Annotated in this window: 18 protein-coding genes; 10 read left to right on the top strand and 8 right to left on the bottom strand. The window is 58.6% G+C overall.

Going from position 1 to position 19,141, the window contains the following annotated elements:
• A partial coding sequence (locus tag VGU61_RS22690; protein WP_414691659.1) for a DUF4148 domain-containing protein occupies nt 1-171 on the bottom strand: 171 nt, incomplete at its 3' end.
• Nucleotides 172-334: 163 nt separating this feature from the next.
• On the opposite strand from VGU61_RS22690, the gene VGU61_RS17810 reads away from it, so the two are divergent.
• Nucleotides 335-1,270: a LysR family transcriptional regulator gene (locus tag VGU61_RS17810; protein WP_326860561.1), complete on the top strand. Its 936-nt coding sequence runs from the start codon at nt 335-337 to the stop codon at nt 1,268-1,270.
• A gap of 98 nt (nt 1,271-1,368) precedes the next feature.
• Nucleotides 1,369-2,139, top strand: a complete 771-nt coding sequence (locus VGU61_RS17805; protein ID WP_326860560.1) for a class II glutamine amidotransferase — start codon at nt 1,369-1,371, stop codon at nt 2,137-2,139.
• A gap of 374 nt (nt 2,140-2,513) precedes the next feature.
• Here VGU61_RS17805 and metH read toward each other — a convergent pair whose 3' ends face one another.
• The 3 genes from metH to rocD form a co-directional block, all read right to left on the bottom strand.
• Nucleotides 2,514-6,272 carry a methionine synthase gene (gene metH / locus VGU61_RS17800; protein ID WP_326860559.1) on the bottom strand — a complete coding sequence of 1,253 codons (3,759 nt, stop codon included), beginning with the start codon at nt 6,270-6,272 and terminating at the stop codon, nt 2,514-2,516.
• A gap of 264 nt (nt 6,273-6,536) precedes the next feature.
• The gene (locus VGU61_RS17795; RefSeq protein ID WP_326860558.1) at nt 6,537-7,394 is read right to left on the bottom strand and encodes a dimethylarginine dimethylaminohydrolase family protein; all 858 of its coding nucleotides are present in this window, start codon (nt 7,392-7,394) and stop codon (nt 6,537-6,539) included.
• 25 nt (nt 7,395-7,419) lie between these two features.
• Entirely contained in the window at nt 7,420-8,655 is a 1,236-nt protein-coding gene (gene rocD / locus VGU61_RS17790; RefSeq protein ID WP_326860557.1) for an ornithine--oxo-acid transaminase, read from the bottom strand.
• 133 nt (nt 8,656-8,788) lie between these two features.
• Here rocD and VGU61_RS17785 point away from each other — a divergent pair, with 133 nt between their 5' ends.
• Complete coding sequence (locus VGU61_RS17785; protein WP_326860556.1) at nt 8,789-9,262, top strand: Lrp/AsnC family transcriptional regulator; 474 nt, start codon at nt 8,789-8,791, stop codon at nt 9,260-9,262.
• 12 nt (nt 9,263-9,274) lie between these two features.
• Here the strand turns inward: VGU61_RS17785 and fmt are convergent, their stop codons facing one another.
• Nucleotides 9,275-10,228, bottom strand: a complete 954-nt coding sequence (fmt, locus tag VGU61_RS17780; protein WP_326860555.1) for a methionyl-tRNA formyltransferase — start codon at nt 10,226-10,228, stop codon at nt 9,275-9,277.
• Between the two features lie 59 nt (nt 10,229-10,287).
• Nucleotides 10,288-10,824, bottom strand: coding sequence for a peptide deformylase (def, locus tag VGU61_RS17775; RefSeq protein WP_326860554.1), 537 nt, complete (start codon nt 10,822-10,824; stop codon nt 10,288-10,290).
• 179 nt (nt 10,825-11,003) lie between these two features.
• On the opposite strand from def, the gene VGU61_RS17770 reads away from it, so the two are divergent.
• The 6 genes from VGU61_RS17770 (at nt 11,004) to VGU61_RS17745 (ending at nt 17,642) form a co-directional block, all read left to right on the top strand.
• Nucleotides 11,004-12,125, top strand: coding sequence for a LysM peptidoglycan-binding domain-containing protein (locus tag VGU61_RS17770; RefSeq protein WP_326860553.1), 1,122 nt, complete (start codon nt 11,004-11,006; stop codon nt 12,123-12,125).
• A 2-nt stretch (nt 12,126-12,127) separates the two neighbouring features.
• Nucleotides 12,128-13,243 carry a DNA-processing protein DprA gene (gene dprA / locus VGU61_RS17765; protein WP_326860552.1) on the top strand — a complete coding sequence of 372 codons (1,116 nt, stop codon included), beginning with the start codon at nt 12,128-12,130 and terminating at the stop codon, nt 13,241-13,243.
• A 205-nt stretch (nt 13,244-13,448) separates the two neighbouring features.
• Nucleotides 13,449-13,925, top strand: coding sequence for a DUF494 domain-containing protein (locus VGU61_RS17760; protein WP_326860551.1), 477 nt, complete (start codon nt 13,449-13,451; stop codon nt 13,923-13,925).
• Between the two features lie 247 nt (nt 13,926-14,172).
• Nucleotides 14,173-16,839 carry a DNA topoisomerase III gene (locus VGU61_RS17755; RefSeq protein ID WP_326860550.1) on the top strand — a complete coding sequence of 889 codons (2,667 nt, stop codon included), beginning with the start codon at nt 14,173-14,175 and terminating at the stop codon, nt 16,837-16,839.
• A gap of 74 nt (nt 16,840-16,913) precedes the next feature.
• A complete protein-coding gene (locus tag VGU61_RS17750; protein WP_326860549.1) occupies nt 16,914-17,267 on the top strand; it encodes a DUF4870 domain-containing protein in 354 nt (117 codons plus the stop codon).
• Nucleotides 17,268-17,429: 162 nt separating this feature from the next.
• Complete coding sequence (locus tag VGU61_RS17745; RefSeq protein ID WP_326860548.1) at nt 17,430-17,642, top strand: glycine zipper 2TM domain-containing protein; 213 nt, start codon at nt 17,430-17,432, stop codon at nt 17,640-17,642.
• Nucleotides 17,643-17,978: 336 nt separating this feature from the next.
• On the opposite strand, the gene VGU61_RS17740 is transcribed toward VGU61_RS17745, so the two are convergent.
• Nucleotides 17,979-18,236, bottom strand: a complete 258-nt coding sequence (locus VGU61_RS17740; protein ID WP_326860547.1) for a hypothetical protein — start codon at nt 18,234-18,236, stop codon at nt 17,979-17,981.
• A 44-nt stretch (nt 18,237-18,280) separates the two neighbouring features.
• On the opposite strand from VGU61_RS17740, the gene VGU61_RS17735 reads away from it, so the two are divergent.
• On the top strand, nt 18,281-18,508 hold the full coding sequence (locus VGU61_RS17735) for a hypothetical protein (protein ID WP_326860546.1): 228 nt from the start codon (nt 18,281-18,283) through the stop codon (nt 18,506-18,508).
• Nucleotides 18,509-18,607: 99 nt separating this feature from the next.
• Here VGU61_RS17735 and VGU61_RS17730 read toward each other — a convergent pair whose 3' ends face one another.
• The gene (locus tag VGU61_RS17730) at nt 18,608-19,126 is read right to left on the bottom strand and encodes a methylated-DNA--[protein]-cysteine S-methyltransferase (protein ID WP_326860545.1); all 519 of its coding nucleotides are present in this window, start codon (nt 19,124-19,126) and stop codon (nt 18,608-18,610) included.
• Nucleotides 19,127-19,141: the final 15 nt, after the last annotated feature.

The raw sequence follows: 19,141 nt of genomic DNA, 5'->3' as shown, positions 1-19,141 counted from the left end.
ATCGCCGTTTCGATACGCTTGCGCAAGTTCCGCCTGCACTTCCGCGCGGCTCTTGGTGGTCTTCACGTCCTGATAGTGGATAGCGTCATCGCTTCCGGTTGCGAATGCAGAACCGGTAAATCCAAATGCAACGGCCAATGCTGCAGCAGTGATCAAAGTTTTCGCGTTCATTATTTTTCCTTGAGAAATGATGGATCGGGAGCCGTGGTACCGGCTCTTCGGTAAGCAATGTGCGCTCATCGAATGAGGCAAAGTGTAGCTATTGCCCGTCCTGCAAAAAAGACCAATAATCGGAAAACACTATTCCATTTTTTCAAACAATCGATTTACATTCATGGACAGACTTCAATCGATGCGGGTATTTGCAAAAGTCGTCGAACAGGGAAGCTTCGTGCGCGCCGGCCAGTTGCTGAACATGTCGAATGCGGTCGTCACGCGTCATGTCGCCGACCTCGAGAATCATCTCGGAACACGCCTGCTGAACCGTACAACCCGGCGTCTATCTCTTACCGAAACCGGCCACGCCTATCTCGAACGCGTAGTGCAGATCCTGCAGGAAGTGGAAGATGCGGAAGCGATCGCTTCCGCGCAATCGAAAAAGCCGGCCGGCATACTACGCATTTATTCGAACGTCGGCTTCGGCCAGCTGCAGCTTGCGCAATTATTGCCGCAATACGCGGAAGCCTATCCCGATGTCGTGCTCGATATCACGCTCGGCGATCACTCCGTCGATCTCGTGGAAAGCGGACTGGACATCGGCATCTTCATCGATTTCCAGAAGTTCGACGCCAGCATGATCGCGCGCCAGATCGCCGTCTGCGAAGTGCTGCTGTGCGCATCGCCGGCCTATGTGAAAAAACACGGCGAGCCGTCGGCCCCCGAGGATATTTCCAACCATGTCTGCCTGAATTTTTCCTACGATCAGTTGCGCCACTACTGGCCGATTGCATCGAAGGGGGATGGCGTGACGAACATTCCGGTGCGAAGCAGGATGTTCTCCAACAGCGGGGATGTGCTGCGTCACAGCACGCTGGCGGGCATGGGGATCATGATCCGCCCGTCGTTTGCCCTCGGCGACGATCTCGCCACCGGTCGCATGGTGCGCCTGCTTCCCGATCATCATCTCGGGCAGTTGTCCATCGTCATGGTCTATCCCAGCCGCCGTCTGCTGTCGGCCAAGGTGCGTAGCTTCGTCGATTTCATGACCGACCGCTTTCCGCAGCCGGACAGCGATCCATGGCTGGCATGCAAGGATGGCAGGCTAATGTAAGCGACTGAAATACCCGCGCGATGTAATTCGATGTAAGGGCCGCGCAGGCAATGCGGCGAACGTGTTAATGTTGACCCACTCCATTCTGTCTTTACATCATGTGCCAGTTACTTGGGATGAATTGCAATGTCCCTACCGACATTGTTTTCAGCTTCACGGGCTTCGCCACCCGCGGCGGCCGCACCGATTCACATAACGACGGCTGGGGCATCGCCTTTTTCGAGGGCAACGGCGTGCGCCACTTCGTCGACTATCAGTCCGCCGTCGAATCGCCGATCGCCGACCTGATCAAGCGCTGTCCGATTAAATCGAAGAATGTCATCGCCCACATCCGCAAGGCAACCCAGGGCCGGATTGCCCTGGAAAACTGCCATCCTTTCGTGCGTGAACTATGGGGACGCTATTGGGTATTCGCCCACAACGGCGACCTCAAGGAGTTCGCACCGACCCTGAATGGCGCCTTCCGGTGCGTCGGCGGAACCGATAGCGAACTCGCGTTCTGCTATCTGCTGCAGGAACTGCGCCGCCGTTTCGGCGACACCCCTCCGGAGATCGATGCCATCGCCGGCGCATTGCGCGAACTGACCAGCGAGATTGCGCAGCACGGGCCGTTCAACATGATGCTGTCCGACGGCCGCGCGTTGTTCACGCATTGCTCGACCAATCTGTACTACATCGTGCGGCAGTATCCCTTCACGACCGCCAAGCTGTCGGACGAGGACATGCTGGTCGACTTTTCCGAAGTGACGACGCCGAACGACAAGGTTGCCATCATCGTCACCCAGCCGCTGACCACCAACGAAACCTGGACGCAGTTCGCCAGCGGCGAATTGAAAGTGTTTGTCGACGGCGCACCGACAGAGCTCTGATTACGACCGGCGCCGGAGATTGCGGATATTTCGGCTGCACTGCAACATCGAAAGTTCAGCATGCAGCCAAGAAATAATTTAAAGTGCAGTCGTCGGTCGCAAACGACGCTACGGTCTTCGGAAAGTGCCAAGAGGCCGTATGCGTTGCGGTTCAAGACATGGCAGCGCCGCAGGGTTACCGCCCTACAGGCACGTCATGTCGAGACTGCGACCCATACGACCTGTTTGCATTCCTCGCTTCCGCCGTGCGCTCTACCGGCAGGCAAATCAGTGATCGATCTTGCATAACCGACAAAAATGCCACCTCATGGGTGGCATTTTTATTGCCGCGCTTATCCATTCATATCGCGGCCTTCCTGCAGCTTCGCCGCAGTTCAGGAAAGATTCGGCGCCAGCCAGCGCTCCAGTTCACCCTTGCTCACCCCTCGCCGCGCCACCATGTCGTTCAACTGGTCTTCACCGATCTTGCCCACCACGAAGTATTTCGATTCCGGGTGCGCGAAGTAAAAGCCTGACACCGCCGCGCCGGGGTACATCGCGAACGATTCGGTGAGCCGCATGCCGATCTCTTCGCATTGCATCAGCCGGAACATATCCGCCTTCACCGTATGTTCCGGGCATGCCGGATAACCAGGCGCCGGACGGATGCCGCGATAGGCTTCACCGATCAGTTCCTCGTTGGACAGCGCTTCATCCGCTGCATAGCCCCACAGGTCCTTACGCACCCTTTCATGCAGGTATTCGGCAAATGCTTCGGCCAGGCGATCGGCCAGCGACTTCAGCATGATGCTGCTGTAATCGTCATGCGCATCCTCGAACCGCTTCTCGTGCTTTTCGATGCCGAGCCCCGCCGTCACGGCGAACATGCCGATATAGTCGGCGATGCCGGACGATTTGGGTGCGATGAAATCGGCCAGGCATTGGTTGGGCCGCGCAACGCCGTCGATCACCGGTTTGACGCCCTGCTGGCGCAAGCCGTAATAAGTGAATGCCACTTCCGTGCGCGTGTCGTCGGTGTACACCTCGATATCGTCGTCATTGACGCTGTTGGCCGGCATCAATGCGACGACGCCGTTGGCGGTCAGCCAGCGGCCATCGATGAGCTTCTTCAGCATGGCCTGGCCCTCTTCAAACACCTTGCGCGCAGCGTCGCCGACGACCTCATCCTGCAGGATGGCGGGAAACGGGCCGGCAAGGTCCCAGGTTTGGAAGAACGGTCCCCAGTCAATGTATTGCGCAATGGTCCCCAGGTCGATATTCCTGAATTCGCGGCGGCCGATGAATTTGGGCTTGACCGGCGCAGCGTTGCCGCTGAAGGCCAGGCGCGCTTTGTTGTCGCGTGCTTCCTTCAGTGAGAGCAGCGGCGCCACCTTGCGGTTCGCGTGCTGATCGCGAATACGCTCATAGTCCACTGCGATTTCCTCGATGTATTTCGCGCGTTGCTCTTCGGTAAGCAAGGACTGCGCGACCGATACGGAGCGTGATGCATCCGGCACATATACCACCGGGCCTTCATAATTCGGTGCAATCTTGACCGCCGTATGCGCGCGGCTGGTGGTCGCGCCGCCGATCAAAAGCGGAATCTTCAGCATGCGGAAATGCGGGTCGCGCTGCATCTCCTTCGCCACGTACGCCATTTCCTCCAGCGACGGCGTGATCAGTCCCGACAGGCCGATGATGTCGGCGTTCTCCGCCTTCGCCTTGGCAAGGATTTCGGAACAGGGCACCATCACGCCCATGTTCACCACTTCGAAGTTGTTGCATTGCAGGACCACCGACACGATGTTCTTGCCGATGTCGTGCACATCGCCCTTGACGGTGGCGATGACGATCTTGCCCTTTGGTTTGCTGGCGACGCCAGTGCGCTCTTCTTCCTTGCGCTTTTCCTCCTCGATGTAGGGAATCAGGTGGGCCACCGCCTGCTTCATCACGCGCGCGGACTTCACTACCTGCGGCAGGAACATCTTTCCCTGCCCGAACAAGTCGCCGACGATATTCATGCCGTCCATCAGCGGACCTTCGATCACATTGATCGGACGGCCGCCGCCATTGAGAACCTGCACCCGCGCCTCCTCGGTGTCCTCGACGATCCACTGCGTGATGCCGTGCACCAGCGCATGTGCAAGCCGCTTTTCCACCGGCGCATTGCGCCATTCGAGATTTTGTTCTTCCTTCTTGCCGCCGGCCTTCAGCGTGCCGGCAAACTCGATCATGCGCTCGGTCGCGTCCTCCCGACGGTTCAGCACCACGTCTTCCACGCGCTCGCGCAGTTCAGGAGCAAGATCGTCATAGACGCCGACCATGCCGGCATTTACGATCCCCATTGTCATGCCGGCCTGGATCGCGTGATACAGGAATACGGTATGAATCGCTTCGCGGGCCGGATCGTTGCCGCGGAAGCTGAAGCTGACGTTCGATACACCACCGGAAATCTTTGCGTGCGGCAGGTTGTCGCGTATCCAGCGTGTCGCGTTGATGAAGTCGACCGCGTAATTGTTGTGTTCTTCGATGCCGGTGGCGATCGCAAAAATATTTGGATCGAAGATGATGTCTTCCGGCGGAAAGGCGACCTTCTCCGTGAGCAGCTTGTAGGCGCGTTCGCAGATTTCGATCTTGCGCTCGAAGGTATCGGCCTGTCCTTTCTCATCGAAGGCCATCACGATGACTGCGGCGCCGTAGCGGCGGCACAGCGTCGCCTGGCGCAGGAACTCCTCCTCGCCTTCCTTCATTGATATCGAATTAACGACCGCCTTGCCCTGTACGCATTTCAGTCCGGCTTCGATGACCGACCACTTCGACGAGTCGATCATGATCGGCACGCGGGCGATGTCCGGTTCGGACGCGATCAGGTTCAGGAAACGTGTCATCGCCGCGACCGAATCGAGCATCGCCTCGTCCATGTTGACGTCGATGATCTGCGCGCCGTTCTCGACCTGCTGCCGTGCGACCGACAGCGCCTCGTCATATTGCTCGTTGAGAATCATGCGCGCGAACGCTTTGGAGCCGGTGACGTTGGTGCGCTCGCCGACGTTGACGAACAGCGACTGCTCATCGACGATAAAGGGCTCCAGCCCCGACAGTTTCATCGCCTGACCGGTTTCCGGCACCTTGCGCGGCGCAATTGTTTTCACCGTCTCGGCGATCGCCCGAATGTGATCCGGCGTGGTGCCGCAGCAGCCGCCGGCGATATTGACGAAGCCGCTTTCGGCAAAGTCCTTCAGCAGCGACGAGGTGACATCGGGCGTTTCGTCGAACCCGGTATCGGACATGGGATTGGGCAGGCCGGCATTCGGATAGATGCAGACGAAGGTATCCGCGATCTTGGATAGCTCTTCCGCATAGGGGCGCATCAGGGCGGCGCCGAGCGCGCAGTTCAATCCTACTGTCAGCGGCTTGGCGTGGCGGACCGAATGCCAGAATGCCGGCACCGTCTGCCCGGACAGAATGCGGCCCGATGCGTCGGTGACGGTGCCGGAAATCATGATCGGCAATCGCTTGCCCGACTCTTCGAAGAAGGTGTCGATGGCGAACAGCGCCGCCTTGCAATTGAGGGTGTCGAAGATCGTCTCGACCAGCAGCACATCGGCGCCGCCTTCGACGAGCGCGCGGGTTTGTTCCAAGTAGGCGGCTACCAGCTGGTCGAAGGTGACGTTGCGCGCGGCCGGGTCGTTCACGTCGGGAGAGATGGATGCGGTCTTCGGCGTCGGCCCGAGTGCGCCGGCAACGAAGCGCGGCTTGTCCTGGGTCGAATATTTGTCGCAGGCGGCACGGGCCAGCTTCGCCGCTTGCAGATTCATCTCGTAGGCGAGATGCGCCATGTGGTAATCGTCCTGCGCGACGCTGGTGGCGCCGAAGGTATTGGTCTCGATCAGGTCGGCGCCGGCGGCGAGATATTTTTCATGGATTTCGCTGATGATCTGCGGCTGGGTCAGGGTGAGCAATTCATTGTTGCCCTTGACGAACAGTTCCTTGCCGGGCACCGTGAAGTCGGCAAAGCGCGCACCGCGGTAATCCTCCTCGGTCAGCTTGTATTGCTGGATCATGGTGCCCATCGCGCCGTCCAGGATCAGGATGCGTTGGGACAGCAGGTCTCGCAGGAGCGACTCGGTGGTGGAAAGGGGATCGCGCTTCATGGTGCACTCTTTAGTCAGTGTGGAAGTTCCGTACTGCAAACAGGAAAATAAAAAACCCGGTCAGCAAGACAGCAGGACCGGGTTGATCTGTCCGCTTTAGCTGTATTTGATATCGGGACTGGAACCCTGGCGCCCGCAAGCTGGTTTGACTTGTTCAATCAAATCGGCGCAAAAAAATTATACGTTAAATCAATGGTTTGCGTAAAGAGAAGCGCAGAGGGAAATGCGCCGGAGACGGCAGCCGGCTGGGGCTGCCCGGGCGCTTCAGGCAACGCTGCGCGAATCCATGTTGCCGGTATCGGGCGATTGCTTGTCTTCAGTCAGCTTGAGGGTCAGGCATTTCGCCGAGCCGCCGGCTTTCATGAATTCGGTCAATGGCGTCTGCTTTACCCGAAAACCGCGCGACTGCAGTTCGCGCACCAATCCCTTCGAAGCCCGGTTCATGAACACCATGCCGGCGCTGTTGACCGCGTTGCAGGCGAAATGATGGGCATCGGCAGGCCCGACAGCGATTCTCCGCTCCGCCGGCACGCGCGCCATGATGCGCGCCTGCGACTCGGCGTCGAACGCCGTCGGGTAGTACATCAGGTAGCCGCCTTCCAGAGGACAAAGGCAGGTATCGAGATGATAGAAACGCTCGTCGACCAGCCGCAGCGGCTCGATTTCGATGTCCAAAAATTCTTTTAGAAGCGGCACGCATTCCAATGTGGATCGATGCCCATGTCCCAGCCAGAGGAGTGGCTGGCCACGGTCGAGCAGCGCATCGCCGGCGCCCTCGAATACCATGTCCTGCGGCAGTTCCAGCACATCGAAACCGTTCTCGCGGAACCATGCGCCGAAATGCGGTTCCTCCGCCTGCCGTTCCGGATGGCGGAAGCGCGACAGCACGCATTTGTCGCCGAGGATCAGGCCGGCATTCGCGGTGAACACCATGTCCGGCACACCTGCCTCGGGCGTCATGCGTTCCACCGCAGCCACCTGCCCGATGAGCTGCGCCAGCGCTTCCCATTGACGGGTAGCGATGTTGTTGCTGCCACGAGAGATATTGCCCTCCATCCACGGATTGATGACATACGCCACTTCGAAATGATTCGGCGGGCACATCAGGAATCGGTCAGTCATTCTTTTTTCTCCCAAGATAAATGATTCACGCCGGCAGGGATTCCGCTGGCATTCGCCGGTCAGCCGGCACGGTGTCGAATACTGCCCTGATCACGTCCAGCCCCGCGTCCAGTTCCTGCTCGGTGATGACCAATGGCGGCGCAAAACGCACCACTGTTTCATGTGTTTCCTTCGACAGAACGCCGTGCTGCAGCAGGCGTTCGCAGAACGTACGCGCCGACACCTGCGCCGGATCGAGATCGAGTCCGATCAGCAGACCTTTTCCGCGTACTCCGCGGATGGCGGGATGGCGAATTGCGCGCAAGCCTTCCAGCAGACGAGCGCCCAGCTTGTCGGCGCGCTCGGCCAGGTTGTCCTGCTTCAGCAATTGAAGCGCCGCCGTGCCGACCGCAGACGCCAGTGGATTGCCGCCGAACGTGCTGCCATGGTCGCCGGGGCGGAACACCGCCATCACATCCTCGCGCGCTAGGAAAGCCGATACCGGCAGCAGGCCACCGCCCAATGCCTTGCCGAGAATCAGGCCATCCGGCTTGACGTTCTCGTGCTGACAGGCGAGCAGGCGGCCGGTACGGGCAAGTCCGGTCTGTACTTCATCGCAGATCAGCAGCACGTTATGCCGTGTACATATCTCGCGGCAGGCGGCCAGATAACCGGCCGGCGGCACAATGATTCCACCCTCACCCTGTATCGGCTCGACCAGAAAAGCAGCGGTACGCGGCGTAATCGCCGCTTCCAGCGCCGCCGCATCGCCGAAGGGCACCGAGACGAAACCCGGCGCGAACGGACCGAAACCGTCCCGGTATTGCGGCTCGGACGAAAAACCGACGATCGTCGTCGTGCGGCCGGCGAAGTTGCCGTTGCAGACAATGATTTCCGCCTGTCCGTCGGCGATGCCCTTCACCTTGTGTCCCCACTTCCGCGCCGCCTTGAGTGCCGTTTCGACACCCTCCGCGCCGGTATTCATCGGCAGCGCTTTCGGCAGGCCGGTCATCTCGCACAATAGCTGCAGGAATGGGCCGAGGCGGTCGGTGTGGAACGCGCGCGAAGTCACTGCAAGCTGCCGCGCCTGCGCGACCATTGCCTCCACCAGGACAGGATGGCCGTGGCCGAAACTCACTGCCGAATAGGCCGACATCATGTCGAGATAACGCTTACCGTCCACGTCCCATAGCCAGACGCCCTGCCCGCGCGTCAATACCACCGGCAAGGGTTTGTAATTGCTGGCGCTATGCCGGTTTTCCGCTTCTATCCATGCGTTCATGACTATCCCCTTTCATGTTGCGTCGTGACTTCATGATAGGGACGAAGGTGAAAAATTTCTTTGCGTAATTGCGTCAAAAATCCGCTCTTTATGCAAGAATCTTTCATAAATGGGGATCTATAGGAAAAATATCATGGAAAACCTCGACAGATACGACCGCATCATTCTCCAGACGTTGCAGGAAAACGGCCGGGCGTCGAACGTCGAACTGTCCGACAAGGCAAGTTTGTCGGCGCCGCAATGTTTCAGACGCGTACGCAGGCTGGAAGCAGACGGCATTATTCGTGGCTATGCGGCCAAAGTGGACCCGTCCGCCATCGGGCTGGGCGTAATGGCATTTGTGAACATCAGCATCGACCGCGAGCAGTCGAAGCAGGTACGCACCTTGGAAAAGGCCATCCGGCAGTTTCCGGAAATCCTGGAGTGCTACACGATTTCCGGCGATTTTGATTATTTGCTGAAGGTGGTATCGACCGACCTGAAATCCCTGTCGTCATTCCTGACCGACCGGTTGATGCAGGTGCATGGCGTATCCGGTGTGCGGTCGATGGTATGCCTGGAAGAGATCAAGCCATCGAGTCCGCTGCCGCTCGATCAGGCGAAATAAGGATGCGGCAGCTCAACCGAAGCGCCGTCCCTCCAGCGGGAACCCCTTCAGGAATTCCGCTGCGGGCAAGCGCTTGCCGCCCGGCTTTTGCAACTCGTTCAGGCGCAATGCTCCTGCACCGCAGGCGACAACGACGCCGGCCGGTCCGCCGGCGGAGAGCACCTGTCCCGGAGCAGTGCCGGAAGCACCTTTCACCACTTCGGCCCGCCATATCTTGATGGCGGTTCCTTCACATGATGCGGAAGCGCCGGGGAAGGGATTGAACGCACGAATCTTGCGCGCCAACACCTCAGCGGGAAGTGAAAAATTCAGAGCCGCTTCATCCTTGCTGATCTTTGCGGCGTAGGTCACGCCCTCTTCCGGCTGGGGCGTTGCCGGCAAATCGCCTTGCCCGAGCTTGCGCAACGCATCCACGATCATGCGGCCGCCAAGACCGGCTAGCTTGTCGTGCAAGGTGCCGGTGGTGTCCTCCGGCCCGATCGCCACCGATTCCATCGATAACATCGGACCGGTGTCGAGTCCTTCTTCCATCTGCATGATGGTCACGCCGGTCTCGGCGTCGCCAGCCTCGATCGCCCGGTGAATCGGTGCGGCGCCGCGCCAGCGCGGCAGGAGCGAAGCATGAATATTGATGCAACCGCGGCCGGGAATGTCGAGGACGGAGCGCGGGAGAATCAGCCCGTAGGCGGCGACCACCATCACATCGTGGGGCGTGGCGCCCAACAGGTCATGGGCTTCCTGTGCGATGTCCGGATACTTGCCGTTGAGGCGCAGCGATATCGGCTGAGAGACGGGAATGCCGTGAGAAAGCGCGAACTGCTTGACCGGCGACGCCTGCAATTGCATGCCGCGTCCGGCGGGCCGATCCGGCTGGGTAAGTACAAGGGGGATATCGAAGCCCGCATCATGCAGGGCTACAAGCGCCACGGCGGCGAATTCGGGAGTGCCGGCAAAGATGATTTTCATGGGAGCGCATTGTACAGCCCGACATCGGGTCGGCGGATGCCGGGCAGCGCGAAGAACGGTCAGCGGACTGCCACGGACCGCTTTTTCTCTTTCTGCAACTCCCGCTCTTCCTTCAGCAATCTGGTCTTGATGCGGTTGCGCTTCAGCGGAGACAGGTACTCCACAAACACCTTGCCCCTCAAGTGATCCATTTCATGCTGTATACATACCGCCAGCAATCCGTCCGCTTCCATTTCAAAGGGTTTGCCTTCCAGATCCAGGGCGCGCACCTTCACCCGTGCCGGACGCTCGACCCCGTCATAAATGCCGGGTACGGACAGGCAACCCTCGTCATACACTTGGCGTTCCTCGCTGGCCCAGACAATTTCCGGATTGATGAAAACCCGCAGATCGTCATGGGTTTCGGATGTGTCGATCACGATGAGTTGCTCATGCACATCCACCTGCGTGGCGGCCAGTCCTACGCCGGGCGCATCGTACATGGTGTCAGCCATGTCGGCCGCCAGCTTCTTCAGACGCTCGTCAAAGACAGTTACCGGCTTGGCAATTTTATGCAAGCGTGGATCGGGATAACGCAATATAGGTAATAAAGACATACGGCTTTTGCGCAACAAGGCGCCTATGGTGGAACGTGGTTTCTCTTGCTAGTTCAAGGATTTATGGGCAGAATTTGATTCAATTTGACAAGTTTTTCCCCGGCAACTCGTTGTACGTGGACAACATGCGGTGACGAAGAGCAATCATTCCATTCACAGTCACGCCTACCGGACAAACCATGAAAAAGTTTAGCACAGCGGCTCTCCTCCTTGTTTTCGGCTCCACCCTCAATGCGACAGCTTCTGCCGCCGATACGACCAAAACGCGCTGCGCTTTCCTGCAGAATGCGCCCGACCAGCACCAAGTGGTACGCGGAGACACACTATGGGGCATATCGGGCCGGTTCCTGCAAAATCCATGGTGCTGGCCGCAGGTTTGGGGAATGAATAAGGATGAGATCCGCAATCCGCACTGGATCTACCCGGGACAGATCGTCTATTTCGATCGTGTTGCCGGCCGCCTGCGCCTCGGCAATTCGGTCAATCCGGGAAGCGGTACGCAGGGCGGCAGTACCCAGGGCGGCATCCCGACGGTACGCCTGACGTCGCAGCTCCGGTCCCAGGGACTCGGACAGGAAGCAGTCACCTCCATCCCCTCCGGCGTCATCGAGCCTTTCCTTGCGCAACCGCTGATCATCGAAGAAAACGACCTGAAAGATGCGCCGCGCATCATCGCGACAGCCGAAGGCCGGGTCAATGTTGGCAAGGGCGACACCGCCTACGTGCGAGGCGACCTGAAGTCCGGCACCTCCTTCCAGGTTTTCCGTCCCGGCGTACCGCTCAAGGATCCGACAACCAAGAATGTCATCGGCTACGAGGCTACGTATCTAGGCACGATCAAGCTCGATCGCGCCGCCACCAGCAGCAACGAAGCGCATGCATTCACCGTTGTCACGGTGAAACAGGAAATGGGCGTAGGCGACCGCCTGGTGCCGGTACCCCCCACTCCCATCATTAATTACGTTCCCCATCCGCCCGAAACGCAGGTCGACGCACGCATCGTATCGGTGTACGGCGGCGTCACGCAGGCAGGTCAGAACCAGATCGTTACGATCAATCGCGGCAAGCAGCACGGCATCGATGTCGGCACCGTGCTTGAATTATTCCGCTTCGGCGACACCGTGGTCGACCGCACACAGGACAAGTCGATGTGGTCCATGAGCCGCGACAAGGTAAAGTTGCCGGACAATCACTACGGCAGCCTGTTCGTCTTCCGGGTTTTCAATAATGTTTCCTATGGCTTGGTCATGCAGGTCCAGGACACCGTACAGGTCGGAGATCTTGCCCGCTCGCCGGAATAAATTTGGCGCAGGCACAACTTTCACATCCTGATCCGGCGGAGGAACTGGCCGGCTGGATCAGGCTGGAACGCACCCCGGGCGTCGGGCTGGAAACCGCACGCAGGCTGCTCGGCACCTTTGGTCTGCCGTCGGCAGTGCTCGCCGCCGGCCGCGCTCAGTTGAAGGCAGTCGTCAGCGAACGCATCGCTGCCGAACTGTCATCTGCTCCAGCACCAGAACTTCTCTCGCTGATCGACAAGTCCCTCGATTGGGCGCAGCAACCGGGCAATTGCATCCTGACCCTTGCGGACCCGGCCTACCCCAAAGCTCTGCTCGACATCCCCGATCCCCCTTTGCTCCTCTACGTCAAGGGGCGGGTCGATTTGCTCCATGCACCAGCCATTGCCGTCGTAGGCAGCCGGAATGCGACCGCGCAAGGCATCAGCAACGCCGGAAAATTTTCCGAAGCACTGAGTCAGGCCGGTCTGACGGTGGTATCCGGCTTGGCACTCGGCATCGATACCGCAGCACATCAAGGCGGCTTGCGCGGCATCGGCTCGAGTGTCGCCGTCATCGGCACCGGCGCCGACATCGTCTACCCCGCCCGCAATCATGGATTGGCGCACATGCTCGCCGCAGATGGCTGCATCGTCAGCGAATACCCGCTCGGAATGCAGGCGCTGCCGCCCAACTTCCCGCGCCGCAACCGCATCATCTCCGGGCTGTCGCGCGGTGTCCTGGTCATCGAAGCAGCGGCGCAATCCGGCTCGCTGATTACCGCGCGCATGGCAGGCGACCAGGGCCGCGATGTGTTTGCGATTCCCGGCTCGATCCATTCGCCATTATCCAAGGGTTGTCACCTGCTAATCAAACAAGGCGCGAAACTGGTCGAATCGGCGCAGGACATCCTGGACGAACTGGGCACCTATTCGTCGCCCGCATCATTCGCATCCGTCAGCGCGGCAAACGAAGCAACCGATCCCCTGATGGCCGCGCTCGGTTATGATCCGGTCGACTTCGATACGCTTGCTGAACGCAGCGATCTTGATCCGGCGGCGCTGAACGCGCGCCTGCTGACGCTTGAACTCGATGGAAAAATCGAAATGCTGCCAGGCGGCATTTATCGTCGTCTGAATTGAAAAAACATTTGTTCTGGATCATCAAAAGCATCGGTTTTTGGATATCCCTCTCTTTTCGGTTATGCTTGTTCCGGCGAACGTGTGCCGCGATGTGATTTGGTGCTGATGATTTTTGAAGAATTTCAAAATTCTGAAGTGTCGACAATTCACAACCGGCATTTTTCAGGACTTGTGCCACAACGACCTAAACGCTACAGTAGAACTCATGTTTGACGTCCTTGTTTATCTTTACGAAACCTACTACCGTCCCGATGCCTGCCCGGACTCGGAGGCACTGGTAAAGAAACTTTCGGCCGTCGGTTTTGAAGAAGAAGAAATATCAAAGGCACTTGGCTGGCTGACCGATCTTGCGGAGACGACCCACGAGTACTCGGATCGTTTTCCCCAGCAAACCGCCTTTTCCTTCGGAATCCGCATCTATGCTCCACAGGAGTTCGATGTGCTGGGTACCGAAGCCATCGGATTCATCCAGTTCCTGGAATCGGCGAAAGTCATTAATCCGATCCAGCGTGAAATCGTGATCGAACGTGCACTTGCGATCAGCGAGCGCCAGGTTTCCCTCGACAAACTCAAAGTCATCGTGCTGATGGTTTTATGGAGCCAGGGCAAGGAACCGGACGGACTGATATTCGATGAGCTATTTTCGGATGACGAAGACAGCGAACCGCGTTTGTTGCATTAATGTAGCGCCAGATTTTCCTGCATTTCCCGCAATAGTTTCATTTCTTCAAGTGCCGTTGCAGCCGCAACGGCTTTCCATCCGGCCTTGCGGTTTTCCGCGCAACCCGCTTATCATTGGCCGCTCAATTACCATATAGTTGGTATATTAGTAGCGCATGCCGCCCGGCAACATCTAATATTGCGCAATACCCGCTGCCCAGGGCGCCATCGGCTCGGCATCAAACTGCATCATTTTCGAGATCCTATTTATGACTAAGACCCTCATCATCGCAGAGAAGCCATCTGTCGCGAACGATATCGCGAAGACGCTCGGCGGCTTCACCAAGCACGATGAGTACTTCGAATCGGACGAGTACGTGCTGTCTTCCGCCGTCGGCCACCTGGTCGAGATTACCGTACCTGAAGAATACGATGTCAAACGAGGCAAATGGACATTCACGCACTTGCCAATGATCCCGCCGCATTTTGCGCTGAACCCGATCGCCAAGACCGAGTCGCGACTGAAGGTGCTGAACAAACTGATCAAGCGCAAGGATGTCACGACGCTCATCAACGCCTGCGACGCGGGCCGTGAAGGTGAACTGATCTTCCGTCTGATCGCGCAATACGCGAAAGCCAAGCAGCCGATCAAGCGGTTGTGGCTGCAATCGATGACCCCTGCCGCTATTCGCGACGGCTTCCGGCGGCTGCGCGAGGACAAGGAAATGATGCCGCTGGCGGATGCGGCGCGTTGCCGCAGCGAAGCCGACTGGTTGATCGGCATCAACGGCACCCGCGCGATGACCGCCTTCAATTCCAAGGAAGGCGGCTTTTACCTGACCACCGTCGGCCGGGTGCAGACGCCGACACTGTCGATCGTCGTGGAACGCGAAGAAAAGATCAAACGCTTCGTGCCGCGTGATTATTGGGAAGTACGCGCCGAGTTCGTTTGCGCAGCTGGCGTGTACGAGGGTCGCTGGCTCGATACGAAATTCAAGAAGGATGAAAACGATCCGGAAAAGCGCGCCGAGCGCCTGTGGAGCAAGGCCGCCGCAGAATCGATCGTGGCCGCATGCCGCGGAAAGCCGGGCACCGTCACCGAGGAATCCAAGCCGGCGACGCAGATAGCGCCGGCCTTGTTCGACCTAACCAGCCTGCAGCGTGAAGCAAACGCGCGTTTCGGTTTTTCCGCCAAGAACACCCTCGGTCTCGCACAGGCCTTGTATGAAAAGCATAAGGTGCTGACCTATCCGCGTACCGATTCGCGGCACTTGCCGGAAGACTACATCAACACGGTGAAGCAGACGCTGGAAACCGTGTCGGAAAACAATAATTACCAGCAGTTCGCGGCGCAGATCCTGAAGAACAACTGGGTGAAGCCGAACAAGCGGATCTTCGACAACGCAAAGATCAGCGACCACTTTGCGATCATTCCGACGACCCAGGCACCGAAGAACCTGTCGGAACCAGAGCAGAAGCTGTACGACCTGGTCACGCGCCGTTTCATGGCGGTGTTTTTCCCGGCGGCCGAATTCCAGGTCACGACACGTTACACCGAGGTGTCGGGACACCAGTTCAAGACCGAAGGCAAGGTCATGACCAATCCCGGCTGGCTGGTGATTTACGGCAAGGAAGCGCCCAAGGACAAGGATGAGGAAAATGCCGGCACCTTGGTGCCGGTCGCCAAGGGCGAAACGGTCAAGACCGACAAGGTGACCGCGAACGGCCTCGTAACGAAACCGCCGCCACGCTATTCGGAAGCGACGCTGCTGTCGGCGATGGAAGGCGCCGGCAAGCTGATCGACGACGAAGACTTGCGCGAAGCGATGGCGGGCAAGGGACTCGGCACGCCGGCGACGCGTGCGGCCATCATCGAAGGTTTGCTGAACGAGAAATACCTGCTGCGTGAAGGACGTGAAATCATCCCGACCGCCAAGGCCTTCCAATTGATGACCTTGTTGCGCGGTCTCGGCGTGCAGGAATTGACCGCGCCCGAATTGACCGGCGAATGGGAGTACAAGCTGTCGCAGATGGAACGCGGCAAGATCAGCCGGGAAGAATTCATGCGCGAGATCGCGCAGATGACGCAGATCATCGTCAAGCGGGCGAAGGAATACAACAACGACACCATCCCCGGCGACTATGCGACGCTGAAGGCGCCCTGCCCGAATTGCGGCGGCACGGTAAAGGAAAACTATCGCCGCTTCGCCTGCACCAAGTGCGAATTCTCAATGAGCAAGACGCCAGGCAGCCGCCAGTTCGAAGTGGCGGAAGTCGAAGAACTGCTGGAGAAGCGCGAGATCGGGCCGCTGCAGGGATTTCGTTCCAAGATGGGCCGCCCGTTCGCTGCCATCCTGAAGATCGTGCGCGACGAGGATATCAACAACTTCAAGCTGGAATTCGACTTCGGCCAGAATCAGGATGAAGGGGAAGATGGCGAAGGCGTCGACTTCAGCGAACAGACTTCCCTTGGCGCCTGCCCGAAATGTTCGAGCGGCGTGTATGAAATGGGCCTCGCCTACGTGTGCGAAAAAGCGGTCGCGAAGCCGAAGGGCTGCGATTTCCGCAGCGGTCGCATCATCCTGCAGCAGGAGATACTTCCGGAGCAGATGAGCAAGCTGCTCAACGACGGCAAGACCGATCTGCTGCCCGGTTTCATTTCCCAGCGTACCCGGCGGCCGTTCAAGGCGTACCTCGTCAAGGGCAAGGACGGCAAGGTAAGCTTTGAATTCGAGGAGCGCAAGGCCAAGCCGCCTGCGAAGGGCAAGTCCGGCGACACGGCATCTGCCGAACCGGTGACCGCGGTCGCGGCCAAGAAAACGCCGGCGAAGACGCCGGCGAAAACGGCAGCGAAAGCGGTAAGCAAGGCACCCGCCAAAGTGCCGGCGAAGAAGGTGGCCGTGAAAAAGCCCGCGATGAAGAAAGTGGCGGCCTGATCGCCCCGATTGATGAAGCCGATGCCTTTCGGTACGCTGGTGCGGCCGCATTGCATGTGAAATGAGGAAAGACGATGGAAGACTTGACGCAAACGACGCAAACCGGTCCGACATCGGATGAACGCAACCTCGGCATGCTGTCGCACCTGCTTGGTATCTTCACCGGCTTTGTCGGCGCGTTGATCCTGTGGCTGATCAAGAAAGACGAAGGCGGCTTTGTCACGGAAGAAGCCAAGGAAGCGCTGAACTTCCAGATCACCATGGCCATCGCACTGTTTGCGTCGGTCATGCTGAAAGTGATCCTGATCGGCATGCTCATCATGCCGCTGCTGTTCCTCGCCAACTTCGTGTTGTGCATCATTGCGGCGATTTCGGCATCGAAAGGCGAGTCCTACCGGTATCCGCTGACATTGCGCCTGGTGCGCTGACGCGCCAACCTCACGTGGTCGCGTCATGCGGCCACGTTACATTTTGTTCACATTCCTCAAACCATCCGCAGGAACTCGTGACATTCCGGCAAGGTCGAACCGTTACATAACAGCAGTTCGCCGTGCATCGTCCATCGACAATGCCAACCTACCGGAGGACATATGATTTCACGTATATGGATATCGATCGTTAGTGCAGTGGCATTGACGACCGCGCTTTCAGGCTGCGGCACACCGACCAGACAGCAGGTGGGAGTCGGAACCGGCGCTGTGCTGGGCGGTGTAGCCGGCAGCATGGCAACGGGCGGCAGTACCATGGGAACCGTCGGCGGTGCCGCGGTCGGCGGCCTGATCGGTAACGAAGTATCGAAGTAATTCGGTTCCGGTCGACCCTCCCCGATTCTTTTCAATCGCGTATCCATGACTTCGGTTGTGGATAGCGCATTAATTCCCTTCACTCTTCAATCATGCGTGTCGTTCGGCATTGGGAACGGTGCCCTTCTTCGGCATGCAGGACTCTGTCCTGAGGGAATAAATCAGCGTGAATGCGTGTTGTTCGACATCGTTATCGAGTTCATTTTTCGCTTACAAAATGATGCTATTTAGGCATATCAAACTTGAAAATCTTTAGGAACTTTCGCTTATTGAAAGATTCTACTGAACGCATGCATGCAATTCTGGCATGAGTCAATCTTCGCTTCACCATCCGCCTTATCGACTATTTTCTAGGAGAATTTTTATGATGAAATGGACCATCCCCTTAGCATGCGCCCTGGTACTTACCGCATGTGGCACATCCGGCACCGGTATGGGCTCCAGCTCCGGTTCTTCTTCCGGCATGAGCTCCGGATCCGGCACTTCGAGCACCACGACATCTCCAAGCTCCACCTCGTCGGGCCGCATGGGCGGTTCCGCGACGACCAGCCCAAGTGCTTCCGGCTCGCCATCGACCGCACCCAGCGTAGGCATGCCACCTAGCTCGACAATGCCAGGCAGCCCTGGCGCAGGCACTGGTGCAAGCGGCGGTGCAGGTACAGGCGCCGGCGGTAGCGCGGGTGGTGCCGGAGCCGGTGGTGCCGGAGCAGGAGCCGGTGGAGCAGGAGCCGGTGGAGCAGGCGGCGCTGGCGGCACAGGCAGCGGTTCCCGCTAATCCAACCTTCAAGACGCTTGATCCGACAGCGGCCGGCACCGGCGCTGTCGGAGCAATACCGCTGTCAGCGAAGGAGGATCAGCAGCGGTGATTCCTCTGCCCGCACAATCAGCAAAGGATCATGCACTGCCGCTGCATCGAATCCCCATCATTACCCGCATCCCCCTCTGAGGCGTCGTTCGCGTGACTTTCACGCCGCGATGATCATTAGCGATTCATCAGCGCCCCCGGTTTTCTTCATGGTCTTTTCCAGTTCGAGCAGGAATCGCTTGCGCTCGAGTCCGCCCGCATATCCGGATAGCGCGCCCGACATGCCAAGCACACGATGGCAAGGCACGATGATCGACAGCGGGTTGCGCCCGATCGCCGTACCGGCTGCACGCACCGCATTCGGCCTGGCGACATGCTGCGCAATCATGCTGTAGGTAGATGTATGGCCGAACGGCAGTGTCAGCAATGCTTGCCACACCGCGCGCTGGAATGGCGTCCCCTGCAGATCCAGCGGAACATCGAAGCGTGTTCTCTGCTGCCGGAAGTACTCATCCAGTTGCTGCCGAGCGTCGCGCAGATGGATCTGATCCGGCTGGCGCTGCCGATCCTGCGTTCCGGTGAAGTACTTATGCTCTTCAAAGTACAAGCCGCTCAGGCCCTTGTCCGTCGCCGTCAGCGTAAGCCTGCCGACCGGGCTGTCATGTTCCATGTAGTACATCATTCACCTCCTTGG

It is taken from the genome of Noviherbaspirillum sp. (assembly GCF_035944575.1).
In the GTDB taxonomy this organism is placed as follows: Bacteria; Pseudomonadota; Gammaproteobacteria; order Burkholderiales; family Burkholderiaceae_D; genus Noviherbaspirillum.
Note: the sequence above shows the minus strand (reverse complement) of the source record. Positions and strands in the feature narration are given on the sequence as shown.